Below are 15280 nucleotides of genomic sequence, written 5' to 3'. Positions count from 1 at the left end.
TCGATCGTAGCGAGTCCGCCGGGGCCGATCGGCCGCGCACGCCCGGCTGCCGGACGCTCAGCCCAGTTCCTTTGCCTTCGCCGCGGCCTGACCGGTGATCTCGTCGATCTCCTCGGGCGTGCGGTCCTTGATCTGCTCGGCGATCTGCTCCGAGAGGGCCTCGAGGCCATCCGGGCTCGCCTCGGCCTTGGCCTTGCTGATGATGTCGTCGATGCCCATGGGTGCTCCTCGCCGGCGGCGTCCGCAGGCGCTCAGATTACGCCGCCCGGGGGCCCGCACCCGGGCGGCGCGCTGTCGTGTTCACGCGAGGTGTTCGGTCAGGGCCTCGAGGAACTCGGCTTGGCGCTCGAGGTGCGGCGAGTGCCCGGCGCCCTCGAGCAGCACCTCGCGGTAGGTGCCGCCGGCCGCCGCGTAAGCGTCCAGCACCGCGCGGGTCTGGGAGACCATCGGGCTCGGCGGGGCCACGTCCGCGTCCGGCCAGCCCGGGATCACGCCGGTGGCATCAAGCTGGTTGACGAGCGGTACACCGAGCGCGGCGACGTCGGCGCCACATCGCTGGTGTCGCCGGTCTCGAGGCGGGCCACGAAGTCGGGGTTCGCACCACCTGCGCCGACACCGCGGGGTCGTCGGGCGTGAGTCGTTCGCCGTCGGTGCCGCGGGTGCCACCGAATCCGTAGGGCGAGACCGGAGCCTGCGGGGTCAGGGTGCGGACCGGGTGGTCGAGCGCGTACCGCAGCACCACCCCGGCGCCCATGCGCCACCCGACCAGGTCCACGGCGTCGCCCAGGCCGAGCGCCTCGATCACGCCGCGGACGTCGTCGCTGAAGTCCCGCAGGCCGCGCGTGGCGTCGACCGGCAGCATCTCGGACTCACCAAACCCGCGCAGGTCGATTGCGTAGGCATCAAAGTCCGCAGGCGGGGCCAGCATCAGGGGCTGCCAGAACAGGGACGACGACACATTTGCCGTGGACGAACACCACGGTGCGGCGCCTGGCGGACATCGCCGGCCGGCGTAGTACGTTCGCCCGCAACCGGGGCGTCTGGACGGACTCTGGGGTGACGCCCTCGAAGATCGTCATCGTGTGACCTTCCACGTCGGCCGGCCGCCTCGCCGATCTCACGCTGAGACTAGCCAGTACCCACGCACCTCCACGGACGAACAGACCACGCCGCCAATCGCTGTCTCGTTCAACAATGCGCCACTGCGACGTGCAGACCGACCGCACGCCATACCGCACGACGACGGCCAGGTCGATGTGCGGGGACTCGATTGTGGGAAGATCCGGTGTGCCGATCAGCATGTGGGTGCGTACGGAGATGCCAGAGCGGGGCGACCGGATCGATGAGGGTGCGCTCACGTGGACGCCGTCGAAAGAGGCCATGAACTTCTCTGATACGCCACTCCTCATCGCCGTGGACGCCTACGGCGACACCGTGTTCAACCGTCTACAGATCAAGTGGCAGTTGCCACGTGAGGTCGAGTTCTTGCGAACACGACTCGGCACCGATCGTCAGCCGATGCTCGACGAGTTGGAGCGCCTGATGGCAGTGGCTACTGAGCGCGTGCACCGATACCTCTGGTTCATCGGGGACTGAGAGCGCCCGCAGTGGTGGAGCCCAGGCGTTGCTCCTCCAACCGACTCCGGCACCGCCAACGATCTCAGCGCCGGCGCAGCAATCAACGTCACCAGGGATTGGAGCACAACGTCGGTCGGACGGCGTGGCAGATCCGCCGGGCGAAATGCCGTGGGCCAGAGTTACGTCGATGGAGACAGTGACGCTCTGGCGCCCGACCGGTCCCGAAGAACTCGCGCTCGTTGAAGCCTCGGGCTGGCACGAGTGGCCCTCACGATTGCCGGACCAGCCGATCTTCTACCCCGTGCTGAACGAGGACTACGCGACGAAGATCGCCCGCGACTGGAACGTCAAGGCGAGCGGCGTGGGCTTCGTGACCCGCTTCGACGTCGAGAAGGCGTTCCTCGACAAGTACGACGTGCAACAAGTGGGCGGTCGGACGATCCTCGAGTACTGGATCCCGGCCGAGGATCTCGAGGACTTCAACCGGCACATCGTCGGCATGATCGAGGTCGTCGCCGAGTACCGCTGAACGTGATGCCGACGAGCAGTCTGAGTCTCTGAAACAGCACAGGAGCGGCCGGACCTGGCCGCTCCTTCTTCCCTGTGGGCGATACTGGGTTCGAACCAGTGACCTCCTCGGTGTGAACGAGGCGCTCTACCACTGAGCCAATCGCCCGTGCCGCACGCCTTGTGGGCGGTGCGGCTGACGAGGAACGATACTAGCAGCGCCCGGGAGGGCCAAGCGCCACGCCCTTGTGGCGACGGTGGCTGGGGGTCTCGACTCGTACGGAACCCGCGCCCGTGGGCCATGCACGGCCAGGGGGTCACGCGGCACTGGCTTGCGTGGGCTGCACCGACTTGCCAACATCGACGACGTTATCCGTCCTGGCGACAACGAGCCAACAGCCGCGAGCGCCTACACCCGGAACGCGATTCTCCTGGCCCAACACCTCCGGGTTAGGTGCTCCCCGGTGCCCCCCGCGCAGGGTGACGTATCGATCGCTAGGCTCTGACGAGTTGCGAGTGCAACTCATGCGCTCCGCAAACATCGCTCAGGAGCGCCCGTCATGGCACGCGAGAAGGAGCCGTACGAGGTCCGGCAGGTCAATAGTGACCGGCTAGCCCGTAAACTCCAGCGGCAGGGTTGGGAACTCATGGGTCAGAGCGGTGGCGCATTGATGTCCGCTCGCACATACACGCTCCGGCGGCCGAACCCAAGAAGTGTTCGCTCCGCGGCGCCCCAGACCTCACTGGCGAAAGGCGCCGATTCCGGTGACCAGAGCGAACGAACCTCAGCGGCTCAGTCGCCGGGGTCTCCGGCTCCGTCGCTCTTAGCCGCCGCAACGCCGCACAACGGCTCGCAAGCCCCTCAGAACTTCAGTGACGGCACGCAACCGCCAAGAGCCACGAAGCCGTGGTACCTCAAGTGGTGGGTTCTGCTCATAGGCGCGCTCATCCTCATCGGCTTGATCGGACAGGCATTGGGCCCCGGCGATACAGACCCGACATCGCCGGCGGTACCGGCACAGCCCTCACCAAGCCCGACGCCGGACGACGAGGAAACAGAACCGCCGTCGGGTGTGACCAGCACAGCAGTCACCGACGCCGAAGTGATCGACACATTCACCACATATCTCGAAGGGCGTGCCAACGATGGCGTGGTGTTGGCAATAGCCGTCGAGAGCGTCACGTTCGAGGACGGCGTGGTGCGCGTCGTCTTTAACCCCGCGTTAGCCGGGCTTAGCACCGATGCCTTCCTCGATCTAAACCCGTACGACAATCTGGCTGAGTTTCCTGGCACTGTCATCGCCTTCACAGATGATGAAGGCCGGCGCCTGCGCACAGTGGTCGATGGAGTTGCGACGTTCCTTCCGGACGAGACCGACCTCGGCTCCTTGACCACCGCCGAGATCTTCGAGCTGGGCACCGGCGAGGTGTACACCCCTGGCAACTGAACAGGAGATCGTAGCGACGTGCGCCTAATCGATGGTCGTAATGAACGCCACCGTTGCTCGGGCACCAAGAGCTCGCCTAGTGCGGCGGGCCGGAATCTCTGGCACTCGACCGCGACCTTTGGAACATCGATACCCGCCATGACCTGATCGGACCGATCGATTCGACCAACACCAATCAGGTCGCAGTCTTCGAGAAGGTGGACTGAGGGCCGCTGCGCCTCCTAGCGGGAGGTGGAAGCCAGCCCGACGAGGCGGCGGGCCTTCAGTTCGGTCTCCTCCCACTCGGCCGCGGCGTCGCTGCCCCACGTGATCCCGGCGCCCGTGCCGAACCTGAGCGCCTGATCTGCCCACCAGAAGGTCCGGATCCCGACGGCGAGCCGCGCCTCGCCCGCGTCGGCGTCCAGCCAGCCGATCTGGCCGCAGTACGGCCCCCGGGCCGTCGGTTCGAGCTCGCCGATCAGTCGCAACGCCGAGGACTTCGGCGCACCGGAGACCGAACCCGGCGGGTGGGTTGCCCCGAGCAGCGCGGCCCAGTCCACCCGGCCACCGCGTCCTGGGGCCAGCTCGCCCCGGACCCTGGAGACCAGGTGCACCAGGCCCGGGTGCTCCTCGGTGGCGAGCAGGTCGATGACCTCCACCGTGCCGGGCACGCACACGCGGGCGAGGTCGTTGCGGACCAGGTCGGTGATCATCACGTTCTCGGCGCGGTCCTTCGCGCCGAGACCCTCGGCGGTGACCGCTGTGCCCTTGATCGGACCGGACGTGACATACCCATCGCGAACGCGCACCGAGAGTTCCGGGGACGCGCTCACCACCCAGCTACCCGGCCACTCCGGACCGGCCGGCACGTCGATGAGCGCCGCGTACGGCGCGGGGTTGCCCGTGGCGAGCCGCACCGCGAGGGCAGCCGCATCGGGACGCCAGCCACCGCCGTCGGGCAGTACGGCCTGCGGCTGCGGCCCGGCCAGGGGCGCGGCCAGCACCCGGCAGATGTTCGCCTGGTAGACCTCGCCCTCGAGCACGGCGGCCCGGACCGCCTCGACCGCCGCGACGTACTCCGTGCGCGACATGGTGCTGCGCCACTGCTCCGGCGCCGGCCCGTGCCAGGGCTTGGCGTCACGCACGACGGCGTCCGCGGCTCCGGTGCGGTGCACGTCGGCGAACCGCCACGCGTGCAGCGGCCCGTCGAACTCGGCCACCACGACCCACCAACCGCCGTCCGCCAGGGCCTCGGGCTCGCGGGCCAGATCGGCGTAGCCGATCACGTCCCGGGCGCGGATGCCACGGAACCAGGCCCGTGCTCGATCAGGGCCCGGAGGCGTTGTGGTCACGGTCACACGCTACCCAGGTGGGACCGGTTGGACGTTCGGCCCGGGACTGGGTTAGAGTCTCCGACGCACGCAGAAACCACTTTCGAGTGGGAGAAGCGAGCATGCGGACGTGGCTCAGTTGGTAGAGCATCACCTTGCCAAGGTGAGGGTCGCGGGTTCGAGTCCCGTCGTCCGCTCGGAGGCACCACTCCGGTGGGTCCCAGATGAGTACCACCGGTGGGTTGGCCGAGAGGCGAGGCAGCGGCCTGCAAAGCCGTATACACGGGTTCGAATCCCGTACCCACCTCGCAGCCCGGGCGATTGGCGCAGCGGTAGCGCGCTTCCCTGACACGGAAGAGGTCACTGGTTCGATCCCAGTATCGCCCACAAGAGAAGTCGCAGGTCAGCGGGCCCGTCCGGAGAGATCCGGGCGGGCCCGCTGCGTTGTGGGCCCGGCTCGCGCCGATGTCGACGTCGCCATCGGCGACCGCAATTGCGGGAAAGCGCATACCCCAATCTGCGGCAACATCCGGCAACCCGTGGCCACCCGCCCCCGCGGGCCGCCCATCATCGGGGTTCCATCGGAACTTCAAGGAGGAAGTTGTGCAGATCTCACGTCGAGGATTCCTGCTGGGTGCAGCCACGATTAGTGCGGTGGGCGGGTCGAGCGCGGCCGCCGCGCATGCCGGGACCGGGCCGGCCGCGCCCGGAGCCAGCTCGCGGCGCTCCCCGGCCGGAAGCTGGAACTGCGCCCTGGTCCGCGTGAACGGGCGCGGCGGCCTCGTCTACCCCCGCCGTGACGGGCACCGGCTACCCGACTTCGGCCACACCGGCTATCACCGTGGCGGCCGGGACATCCCCGACGTCCCCGTGGTCCACTCGATCGCCCCGTTGCCCGACGGCGCGGACAACCACGACCACATCGAGGCCGCCATCGCGCTGGTCGGTGCCCTGCCCGTCGGCGAGGACGGGTTCCGCGGCGCGCTGCTGCTCGAGGGCGGCGTGTACCCGGTGAGCCGCACCATCGACCAGCCCTACAGCGGCGTCGTCATCCGGGGTGTCGGCGACGGGGCGGATCCGGCGACGAACACGATCATCCGGCCGCAGGGTGGGGATCCGGAGCGCAACGCCGTCGTCATCGGCGACAACGGCAACTGGGACGGTGAGGTGCCCGGCACCCGCACCGATCTCATCAGCGACCTGGTGCGAGTGGCGGACGCTGCCTTCACGGTGGCGGACGCCTCTGGCCTGAGCGTCGGTGACAACATCATCATCACCCACCCGTGCACCCAGGAATGGATCGACGCCGTCGACGGCGGCGGCACCGGTATCGATGCTCCGTGGACGCCGGGACAGCTCCCCATCGTCTACAACCGCTACATCACGGCCATCACAGGCAACCGGGTGACCGTGGACGTGCCGCTGTTCACGACCCTTGACCGGACGCTGTCCCAGAGTTACGTCTACGTCTGGGACCAGGCGCGCCGCGTCACCGAGGTCGGCATCGAGGACCTGCGGGTGGACGTCGCCTACGACGGCCCGACCACGGAGGCCGGGTCCCACGCCAAGCACGCCATCCGGATCCGCCAGGCCGAGGACGCGTGGGTGCGCCGCTGCACCGTGTTGCACTTCAGTCAGTCCGGCATCGTCACGGGCACCACAACCCGGGCCACGGTCGTCTCCTGCCACGCGTTGGACCCAGTCTCCGAGATCACCGGGAGCATGCGCTACAACTTCAATCTGGAACGCAACTCCCAACAGGTGCTGTTCACCGACTGCCACGCCAGCGAGTCCCGGCACGCGTTCGTCTCCAACGGGACGAGCTCGGTCTCGGGCGTGGTGTTCCACCGGACCACCGCGACCGGCTCGCACACCTCGAGCGAGGGCCACCGGCAATGGACCCAGGGGCTGCTGTTCGACAACCACACCGAGATCGACCCGAACAGCGAGCGCACCATCGGTCTGTACAACCGTGGCGACTGGGGCACCGGGCACGGCTGGTCCGCGGTGCACTCGGTGGCGTGGAACACCGACACGGCGGGCACCCAACTGGTCGTCCAGCGCCCGCCGACCGGCCAGAACTACGCGATCGGGTGCTTCGGTGACATCACCGGCGACGGCCCGTACACGCACCCCGAGGGCTTCATCGAGGGCACCGATCGCGGCGGGCTGATCCCGGAGTCGCTGTACGAGGCCCAGCTCGCGGATCGGCTCCGCTAACCCCGATCCGCGAGGGGGTTTCCGGGATTTATCACGGGCGCCCCCTCGTGGGCCTTGCTAGGTTCTTCGAGAGGTTGATCACACGGCGTCAGAACGGCGGGGATCGATGTCCGGATCGAACACAGCAGGCGGGGCCAGGACGGCCCTCGAGCAGGGCGAGAGGTCGCGGGCGACCATGATGCTGGTCCTGGCCACGGTCGGGTTCGGCGTGAACTTCTGGGCCTGGTCGCTGATCTCGCCGCTCGGGGGAGACTACGGCGAGCGGCTCGACCTGACGGGGTTCCAGCAGTCGGCGCTGGTGGCGACGCCGGTGCTCGTCGGATCGCTCGGGCGGATCCCGATCGGTGCGCTGACCGATCGGTTCGGCGCGAAGTTCATGTTCCCGCTCGTGAGCGTGCTGACCATCATCCCGGTGCTGTTCATCGCCTTCGTGGCGGACTCGTTCCCGATGATGCTGCTCGGCGGGTTCTTCCTCGGCCTCGGCGGCACCTCGTTCGCGATCGGGGTGCCGTTCGTGTCCTCCTGGTACCGGGTCAGCAAACGCGGCGCCGCGCTCGGGATCTTCGGAATGGGCACCGCCGGCACCGCGATCTCGGCGTTCACGACAGTGCCACTCGCCGACTCCTTCGGCCGGCAGGCGCCGTTCGTGCTGGTCAGCGTGATCCTGGCCGTGTATGCCGTGGTGAGTTACCTGATGCTCCGGGAGTCCCCGGACCGGCCCAGGCCCGCGGGCTCCTTCGTCGCCAACACGGCCGCGACGATGAAGCTCGGGGTCACCTGGCAACTGGCCGCCCTGTACGCACTCGGCTTCGGCGGCTTCGTCGCCTTCAGCGTGTACCTGCCCACGTATCTGGTGAACGCCTATGGCCTGACCGGAACCGATGCCTCGTTCCGGACCGCGGTGTTCGTCATCCTGGCCGTGGTCGCCCGGCCGATCGGCGGCGCACTCTCGGATCGGATCGGCGCGATCAAGGTGCTCCTCGTGAGCTTCGCAGCGACCGGCGTGTTCTCGGCCATCGATGCGATCGGGCTTCCGCTGGTGCCGATCCCGACGGCCGCATTCCTTGGCATGGCCGCCACCCTCGGCGCCGCGTCCGGCGCCACGTTCGCACTCGTCGGGCAGGTCGCACCACCGAACAAGGTCGGGTCCGTCACCGGGGTGGTCGGCGCGGCCGGCGGCCTCGGCGGGTTCGTGCCGCCGCTCGTGATGGGCGCAACCTACGACGCCCTCGGCAGCTACACGGTCGGATACGTCCTGCTCGCCCTCGTCGCCTTCGGCATGGCCGCCTTCACCTGGGGTCCGGTCCGCAAGGCCGCCCTGCGCCGCGCCGAAACCGCGGCGGCCGCACCCGTAGACCCCGCAGAGCCCACCACCGGAGGGAACACGTCATGACCACGCAGCAGACACCGCCACCCGGGCTGGACACCGGGATCGTGGAGGGCCTGCTGAAGGCCCGGCGGTTCTTCAAGCCCAAGGAGGTCTCGGCGGACCTGCGCACGCTGCACCAGAAGGGCGGTCGGGACGCGGACACGTTCTACCGGGACCGCTGGGCGCACGACAAGGTCGTCCGGTCCACGCACGGCGTCAACTGCACCGGATCCTGCTCCTGGAAGGTTTACGTCAAGGACGGCATCATCACCTGGGAGGCGCAGCAGACCGACTATCCCAGCGCCGGCCCGGACCGACCCGACTACGAGCCGCGGGGCTGCCCGCGCGGCGCCGCGTTCTCCTGGTACACCTACTCCCCCACCAGGGTCCGCTACCCGTACGTGCGCGGCGTCCTGCTCGAGATGTACCGGGAGGCGAAGGCCCGCCTCGGTGACCCAGTACTCGCCTGGCGGGACATCACCGGCGACCCGGAGCGGTCCAAGCGGTACAAGGCCGCCCGTGGCAAGGGTGGCCTGGTCCGCGCCGGCTGGGGCGAGGCGGTCGAGATGATCGCCGCCGCGCACGTGGCGACCATCGCCGACCACGGACCGGACCGGATCGCCGGGTTCTCCCCGATCCCTGCGATGTCGATGGTCTCCCACGGCGTCGGGTCCCGGTTCTACTCCCTCATCGGTGGCGCGATGCTGTCCTTCTACGACTGGTACGCCGACCTCCCGGTGGCGTCACCGCAGGTCTTCGGGGACCAGACGGACGTGCCCGAGTCCGGCGACTGGTGGGACGCCGGGTACCTCATCATGTGGGGCTCGAATGTCCCGGTGACCCGCACCCCGGACGCGCACTGGATGGTCGAGGCCCGCTATCGGGGCCAGAAGGTCATCGCGGTCGCCCCCGACTATGCGGACAACGTCAAGTTCGCCGACGAATGGCTCGCCCCGGTTCCGGGCACGGACGGCGCCCTCGCGATGGCGATGGGGCACGTTGTGCTCAAGGAGTTCTTCGTCGACCGCCGCACGCCGTACTTCGTCGACTACGCACGCTCGTACACCGACCTCCCGTTCCTGATCCGGCTCGAGCCCGACGGCGAGGGTTACGTTCCGGGGAAGTTCCTCACCGCCGCGGACCTGCCGCCGGGCACCCCCGGCCGGGGTGAGCACGACGAGTTCAAGACGGTGGTCCTCGAGGAGTCCACCGGTGCCCCGGTTGTCCCGAACGGGTCCCTGGGCTTCCGGTTCGGGGAGGCGGGCGCCGGCAAGTGGAACCTGGACCTCGAAGGAGTCGCGCCGGCGCTGAGCGTCGCCGATGCCGCGTCGGCCGCAGCCGGGCCGGGTGCGGTGCCGGACGCCGTGCCGGTCACGCTGCCCCGCTTCGACACGCCCGACGGCGCCGCCGCCGAGATCGTGCGCGGGGTCCCGGTGCGCCGGGTCGGTGCGCACCTGGTCACCACGGTCTTCGACCTTCTGCTCGCCCAGTACGGAGTCGGCCGCGACGGGCTGCCCGGTAAGTGGCCCACCGGCTACGACGACGCCACCTCACCGTGCACGCCCGCATGGCAGGAGGCCATCACCGGCGTGCCCGCGAGGAAGGCCGCGAAGATCGGCCGGGAGTTCGCCGCGAACGCGGAGGAGTCCAACGGTCGCTCGATGATCCTGATGGGTGCCGGGACGAACCACTGGTTCCACTCCGACGCCATCTACCGGGCGTTCCTCACCCTCACCACGATCACCGGGTCCCAGGGCCGCAACGGCGGCGGCTGGGCACACTACGTCGGCCAGGAGAAGGTGCGTCCGCTGACCGGCTTCACCCAGTACGCGAATGCCCTGGACTGGTCCCGCCCGCCGCGGCACATGATCCAGACGGCGTACTGGTTCCTGCACACCGACCAGTTCCGCTACGACGCCTTCACCGCCGACGAACTGTCCGGCCGCCCGGGCGGCCGCTGGGCCGGGATGACGACGGCGGACATCCTCGCCCAGTCCGCCCGGCTCGGCTGGTCCCCGTCCTACCCCACCTTCGACCGCAGTTCGCTGCAGGTCGTCGACGACGCCGAGGCGGCCGGGCAGGACGTCGGCACGTACGTCCCGGCCCAGCTCAAGAGCGGGGACCTGCGGTTCGCCGCGGAGGACCCGGACGCGCCCGAGAACTTCCCCCGGGTGCTCGGCATCTGGCGCTCGAACCTGCTCGGCAGTTCCGCCAAGGGCGACGAGTACTTCCTGCGGCACCTGCTCGGCACCGATCACTCCGTCAACGCGAGCGAGACGCCAGCGGACAAGCGTCCACGGGATGTCGTCTGGCGGGACGAGGCACCCGCCGGCAAGCTCGACCTGCTGTTCACCCTCGACTTCCGGATGACCTCCACGACGATCTTCTCCGACATCGTGCTGCCGGCCGCCACCTGGTACGAGAAGTACGACCTGTCCAGCACCGACATGCATCCGTACGTGAACTCGTTCAACCCCGCGATCGCCCCACCGTGGCAGGCCCGCACCGACTTCGAGGCGTTCCACAACATCGCCGCGGAGTTCTCCGAGCAGGCCCGCGCACACCTCGGCACCCGCAAGGACCTGGTGGCCGTCCCGCTCACGCACGACACCCCGGATGCGCTCGCGACGCCGTCGGGCATCGTCAAGGACTGGAAGTTCGGCGAGTGCGAGCCGATCCCCGGCAGGACGATGCCGAAGCTCGTCGTCGTCGAACGGGACTACACGGCGATCGCGGACAAGATGCGCTCGGCCGGCCCGCTCCTGGCCGAGCTCGGCGCCACCACGAAGGGCATCACGTTCGACCTCGCCCACGAGGTGGACCTCCTGCGCGACCTGAACGGGCCGGCCCGCGGTGGCGTCGCCGAGGGCCGGCCGGCGCTGGAGCAGGACCGCCAGGTCTGCGAGTTCATCCTGTCCCTGTCCGGGACGACGAACGGGCACCTGGCCACCGCCGGCTTCCACACCCTGGAGCAGCGCACCGGCCAACCGATGGCCGACCTGGCCGCCGAGCACGAGGGCAAGCGGATCCGGTTCGCGGACACCCAGGCCGCCCCCACCCCCGTGATCACCTCGCCGGAGTGGTCCGGCTCGGAGAGCGGCGGCCGCCGGTACTCGGCGTTCACCATCAACGTCGAACGGCTCAAGCCCTGGCACACGCTCAGCGGCCGGCAGTCGTTCTACCTCGACCACGACTGGATGAGCGAGATCGGGGAGAACATGCCGATCTACCGGCCGCCCCTGAACATGGCGGTGCTGTTCGGGGAGACACCCGTCGGCGAGCGCGCCGACGGCACCGCGGGCACCACGATCGCGGTCCGGTACCTCACCCCGCACAACAAGTGGTCGATCCACTCCGAGTACCAGGACAACCTGCTCATGCTGAGCCTGTCCCGCGGTGGGCCGGCCGTGTGGATGTCCAACCTCGACGCCGCCAAGATCGGCGTCTCGGACAACGACTGGATCGAGTGCGTGAACCGCAACGGGGTGGTCGTGGCCCGCGCGATCGTCTCCCACCGGATGCCCGAGGGCACGGTGTACATGCACCACGCGCAGGACCGGCTCATCGACGTGCCCCTGTCGGAGAAGTCCGGCAAGCGTGGCGGCATCCACAACTCGCTCACCCGGATCATGATGAAACCCACGCACCTGGTGGGCGGATACGCGCAGCTGTCCTACGCGTTCAACTACATCGGCCCCACCGGCAATCAGCGCGACGAGGTCACGCTGATCCGCCGTCGTTCCCAGGAGGTGCAGTACTGATGCGCGTCATGGCACAGATGGCGATGGTGATGAACCTGGACAAGTGCATCGGCTGCCACACCTGTTCGGTCACCTGCAAGCAGGCGTGGACGAACCGGTCCGGCACCGAGTATGTGTGGTTCAACAACGTGGAGACCCGGCCAGGGCAGGGCTACCCCCGCACCTACCAGGACCAGGACACCTGGCAGGGCGGCTGGACCCTCACCAAGCGGGGCCGGCTCAAGCTCAAGGCCGGCGGCCGGCTGAAGAACCTCGCCACGATCTTCGCCAGCCCGAAGATGCCCTCGATGAGCGACTACTACGAGCCGTGGACCTACGACTACGAGTCCCTCACCACCGCCCCCGCCCAGCAGCACACCCCGGTCGCCCGGCCGAAGTCGCTGCTGTCCGGCAAGGACATGAACATCAGCTGGAGTGCGAACTGGGACGACAACCTGGCCGGCTCCACCGAGATCGTGCCCGGTGACCCGGTGCTGGCGAAGGTCTCGGACAAGGTGAAGCTCGAGTTCGAGCAGACCTTCATGTTCTACCTGCCGCGCATCTGCGAGCACTGCCTGAACCCCGCGTGCGCCGCCTCCTGCCCCTCCGGTGCGATCTACAAGCGCGAGGAGGACGGCATCGTCCTGGTGGACCAGGACGCCTGCCGGGGGTGGCGCAAGTGCGTCACCGGATGCCCGTACAAGAAGGTCTACTTCAACCACCGCACGGGCAAGGCGGAGAAGTGCACGTTCTGCTTCCCCCGCATCGAGGTCGGGCTGCCGACCGTGTGCGCGGAGACCTGCGTGGGCAGGCTGCGCTACATCGGCCTGGTCCTCTACGACGCCGACCTGGTCCTCGCCGCGGCCTCGGTCCCGGACGAGAAGGACCTCCTGCGCGCGCAGCGGGACTGCTTCCTCGACCCCCACGACCCGACGGTGGTCCGCGCCGCAGAGGCGGCCGGGATCGCCCACGACTGGGTGCTCGCCGCGCAGCGCTCCCCCATCTGGTCGCTCATCAACGACTACGAGGTGGCGCTGCCGCTGCATCCCGAGTACCGGACCATGCCGATGGTCTGGTACATCCCGCCGCTCTCACCGGTGGTCGACGTGGTCGCCGAGACCGGCGAGGACGCCGAGGACCCCGGCAACCTGTTCGCCGCGATCGACACCCTGCGGATCCCGGTCGAGTACCTCGCCGAGCTGTTCACCGCCGGGGACCCCGTCCCGGTCACGAACGTGCTCCGCCGCCTGGCCGCGATGCGCTCGTACATGCGCGAGATCAACATGGGCCGCGAGCCCGAGGAGTCCATCGCCACCGCCGTGGGGATGACCGGTGCCGACATCCGCGGCATGTACCGGCTGCTGGCCCTGGCGAAGTACGACGAGCGGTACGTCATCCCACCCACGCACGCCGAGCAGGCGCACGGCCTGGAGGAGCTCGCCACGGACTGCTCGTTGGATTACGACGGCGGACCGGGCATGGGTGGTTCCGGCCCGTTCGGCGAGGGGTCGGGTTCGCAGACGCCGCTCGCGGTGGAGAACTTCGCCGCCCTGAAGACGCGCCAGCGCTCCGACTTCGGCACCGACCCGGCGGACAAGGCTGCCCGGGTGAACCTGCTCAACTGGGACGGCAACGGCAGCCCATCGGGGCTCTTCCCGGAGCGTCGGGACACCGACAACCCGGCCGACGGCGAGGACCGGTCATGAAGCAGCTGCTCACGCTCCGCCGGGACCGGCCCCGCGCCGGTGAGGGCACCGACGCCCTCATCTACCGCGTCGCCGCCTTCCTGCTCGAGTACCCCGACGCGAACCTGGCCGACCGGCTCCCAGCCCTCGCCACCGCCGTCGGGTCCTTGCCGGACCCGGCCCGCAGCGACCTCGGCGGCCTCGTCGACCACCTGGCCGCGGGCGACGACCAGGCGATCGGCGCCGAGTACGTGCGCACGTTCGACCTGGACCGCCGCCGGGCACTGTATCTGACCTATTACGCGTTCGGGGACACCCGCAAGCGCGGCATGGCGATGCTCGACTTCAAGTCCGCCTACCGGCAGAGCGGGCTCGAGCTCTCCGACGACGAGCTGCCCGACCACCTGTGCGTGGTCCTCGAGTTCGCCGCCACCACCGACCTGGCCTGGGGCCGTGAGCTCCTGCTCAAGCACCGTGCCGGGCTCGAGGTGCTCCGGGTCGCCCTGCGGGACGCCGGCTCCCCTTACGCGGGCGCGCTCACCGCCGTCTGCGCCACCCTCCCGCCGCTGGCCGGCGAGGAGGAGCAGGCCATCACCACCCTCATCGCGGCCGGCCCACCCGAGGAGGAGGTCGGCCTCGAACCGTTCGCCCCACCGTCCTACATGGGAGACCCGCGATGACCACGCTGCTCTGGGTGATCGTGCCGTACGTGGCGCTCGCGATCTTCGTCGTCGGCCACATCTGGCGCTACCGCTACGACAAGTTCGGGTGGACCACCCGCTCCTCCCAGCTCTACGAGGACCGGCTGCTGCGCTGGGGCAGCCCGCTGTTCCACTTCGGCATCCTGTTCGTGTTCCTCGGCCATCTGATGGGCCTGGTGATCCCGAAGAACTGGACCGACGCGATCGGCATGTCCGAGGAGCTCTACCACGCCCTCGCGATCGGAGTCGGCGGGATCGCCGGATTCTGCACGCTCCTCGGCCTCGTCCTGCTGATCTACCGCCGCCGCACCACCGGCCCGGTGTTCCGGGCGACCACGAAGATGGACAAGGCGATGTACTTCGCCCTCGCACTGGTCATCCTGCTCGGCCTGTGGAACACGGTCGCCGGCGGCGTGCTCAACCTCGGCGGCCACTACAACTACCGCACCGGGGTCTCGGAGTGGTGGCGCAGCATCTTCTACTTCCAGCCGAAGCCGGAGCTGATGGCCCAGGCGCCGCTGGGCTTCCAGCTGCACGCGATGACGGCGATGGTCCTGTTCGCGATGTGGCCGTTCACGCGGCTGGTGCACGTGTTCAGCGTCCCGTTGTTCTACCTGTGGCGCCCGTACGTGGTGTACCGCTCCCGCAGCGACCGCCTCGGGTCGCGCAGCCAGCCGCGCGGGTGGGACCGGGTGGACTCCCCGCGCCGCTGACCACGCGGC

General features: G+C 69.1%; 13 protein-coding genes and 4 tRNA genes. 12 read left to right on the top strand and 5 right to left on the bottom strand.

What is annotated here, in order from left to right:
• Positions 1-57: 57 nt before the first annotated feature.
• The 3 genes from HALOF300_RS25975 to HALOF300_RS27655 all read right to left on the bottom strand — a co-directional run bounded on the left by HALOF300_RS25975 (position 58) and on the right by HALOF300_RS27655 (position 958).
• Positions 58-219 (bottom strand): hypothetical protein, encoded by a 162-nt coding sequence (locus HALOF300_RS25975; protein WP_156743780.1) that lies wholly within the window; start codon positions 217-219, stop codon positions 58-60.
• 81 nt (positions 220-300) lie between these two features.
• Positions 301-492, bottom strand: coding sequence for a hypothetical protein (locus tag HALOF300_RS27660; RefSeq protein WP_331716259.1), 192 nt, complete (start codon positions 490-492; stop codon positions 301-303).
• Positions 493-502: 10 nt separating this feature from the next.
• A complete protein-coding gene (locus HALOF300_RS27655) occupies positions 503-958 on the bottom strand; it encodes an alpha/beta fold hydrolase (RefSeq protein WP_331716258.1) in 456 nt (151 codons plus the stop codon).
• A gap of 251 nt (positions 959-1209) precedes the next feature.
• Here HALOF300_RS27655 and HALOF300_RS25965 point away from each other — a divergent pair, with 251 nt between their 5' ends.
• On the top strand, positions 1210-1596 hold the full coding sequence (locus HALOF300_RS25965; RefSeq protein ID WP_156743779.1) for a hypothetical protein: 387 nt from the start codon (positions 1210-1212) through the stop codon (positions 1594-1596).
• A gap of 169 nt (positions 1597-1765) precedes the next feature.
• Positions 1766-2107 carry a hypothetical protein gene (locus HALOF300_RS25960; protein ID WP_156743778.1) on the top strand — a complete coding sequence of 114 codons (342 nt, stop codon included), beginning with the start codon at positions 1766-1768 and terminating at the stop codon, positions 2105-2107.
• 75 nt (positions 2108-2182) lie between these two features.
• Here HALOF300_RS25960 and HALOF300_RS25955 read toward each other — a convergent pair.
• A tRNA-Val gene (locus HALOF300_RS25955) sits at positions 2183-2254 on the bottom strand.
• Positions 2255-2645: 391 nt separating this feature from the next.
• Here HALOF300_RS25955 and HALOF300_RS25950 point away from each other — a divergent pair.
• Entirely contained in the window at positions 2646-3533 is an 888-nt protein-coding gene (locus tag HALOF300_RS25950; protein WP_156743777.1) for a hypothetical protein, read from the top strand.
• Between the two features lie 221 nt (positions 3534-3754).
• On the opposite strand, the gene HALOF300_RS25945 is transcribed toward HALOF300_RS25950, so the two are convergent.
• Positions 3755-4864 carry a chorismate-binding protein gene (locus HALOF300_RS25945; RefSeq protein ID WP_156743776.1) on the bottom strand — a complete coding sequence of 370 codons (1110 nt, stop codon included), beginning with the start codon at positions 4862-4864 and terminating at the stop codon, positions 3755-3757.
• 103 nt (positions 4865-4967) lie between these two features.
• Here HALOF300_RS25945 and HALOF300_RS25940 point away from each other — a divergent pair.
• The 9 genes from HALOF300_RS25940 (at position 4968) to narI (ending at position 15271) form a co-directional block, all read left to right on the top strand.
• A tRNA-Gly gene (locus tag HALOF300_RS25940) sits at positions 4968-5040 on the top strand.
• A 39-nt stretch (positions 5041-5079) separates the two neighbouring features.
• Positions 5080-5150 (top strand) — tRNA-Cys (locus HALOF300_RS25935).
• Positions 5151-5158: 8 nt separating this feature from the next.
• Positions 5159-5230, top strand: a tRNA-Val gene (locus HALOF300_RS25930).
• Between the two features lie 216 nt (positions 5231-5446).
• On the top strand, positions 5447-7063 hold the full coding sequence (locus HALOF300_RS25925; protein ID WP_156743775.1) for a peptidoglycan-binding protein: 1617 nt from the start codon (positions 5447-5449) through the stop codon (positions 7061-7063).
• Positions 7064-7169: 106 nt separating this feature from the next.
• Entirely contained in the window at positions 7170-8456 is a 1287-nt protein-coding gene (locus HALOF300_RS25920; protein WP_197522852.1) for an MFS transporter, read from the top strand.
• Positions 8453-12193: a nitrate reductase subunit alpha gene (locus HALOF300_RS25915; protein WP_156743774.1), complete on the top strand. Its 3741-nt coding sequence runs from the start codon at positions 8453-8455 to the stop codon at positions 12191-12193. Before HALOF300_RS25920 ends, HALOF300_RS25915 begins: the two co-directional genes overlap by 4 nt.
• A complete protein-coding gene (gene narH, locus HALOF300_RS25910; protein WP_156743773.1) occupies positions 12193-13878 on the top strand; it encodes a nitrate reductase subunit beta in 1686 nt (561 codons plus the stop codon). Before HALOF300_RS25915 ends, narH begins: the two co-directional genes overlap by 1 nt.
• Positions 13875-14537 carry a nitrate reductase molybdenum cofactor assembly chaperone gene (gene narJ / locus HALOF300_RS25905; RefSeq protein WP_156743772.1) on the top strand — a complete coding sequence of 221 codons (663 nt, stop codon included), beginning with the start codon at positions 13875-13877 and terminating at the stop codon, positions 14535-14537. The genes narH and narJ overlap by 4 nt, the downstream gene beginning before the upstream one ends.
• Complete coding sequence (narI, locus tag HALOF300_RS25900) at positions 14534-15271, top strand: respiratory nitrate reductase subunit gamma (RefSeq protein WP_156743771.1); 738 nt, start codon at positions 14534-14536, stop codon at positions 15269-15271. The genes narJ and narI overlap by 4 nt, the downstream gene beginning before the upstream one ends.
• Positions 15272-15280 lie beyond the last annotated feature (9 nt).

Source organism: Occultella aeris, assembly GCF_902703175.1.
Lineage (GTDB): Bacteria > Actinomycetota > Actinomycetes > Actinomycetales > Beutenbergiaceae > Occultella > Occultella aeris.
This window is presented reverse-complemented; position numbering and strand designations above follow the sequence as displayed.

Coding starts and splice junctions, on each gene's coding strand:
- HALOF300_RS25915 (WP_156743774.1), top strand. CDS start 8,453: ATGACCACGCAGCAGACACCGCCACCCGGGCTGGACACCGGGATCGTG.
- HALOF300_RS25920 (WP_197522852.1), top strand. CDS start 7,170: ATGTCCGGATCGAACACAGCAGGCGGGGCCAGGACGGCCCTCGAGCAG.
- narH (WP_156743773.1), top strand. CDS start 12,193: ATGCGCGTCATGGCACAGATGGCGATGGTGATGAACCTGGACAAGTGC.
- narJ (WP_156743772.1), top strand. CDS start 13,875: ATGAAGCAGCTGCTCACGCTCCGCCGGGACCGGCCCCGCGCCGGTGAG.
- narI (WP_156743771.1), top strand. CDS start 14,534: ATGACCACGCTGCTCTGGGTGATCGTGCCGTACGTGGCGCTCGCGATC.
- HALOF300_RS25950 (WP_156743777.1), top strand. CDS start 2,646: ATGGCACGCGAGAAGGAGCCGTACGAGGTCCGGCAGGTCAATAGTGAC.
- HALOF300_RS25975 (WP_156743780.1), bottom strand. CDS start 219: ATGGGCATCGACGACATCATCAGCAAGGCCAAGGCCGAGGCGAGCCCG.
- HALOF300_RS25960 (WP_156743778.1), top strand. CDS start 1,766: ATGGAGACAGTGACGCTCTGGCGCCCGACCGGTCCCGAAGAACTCGCG.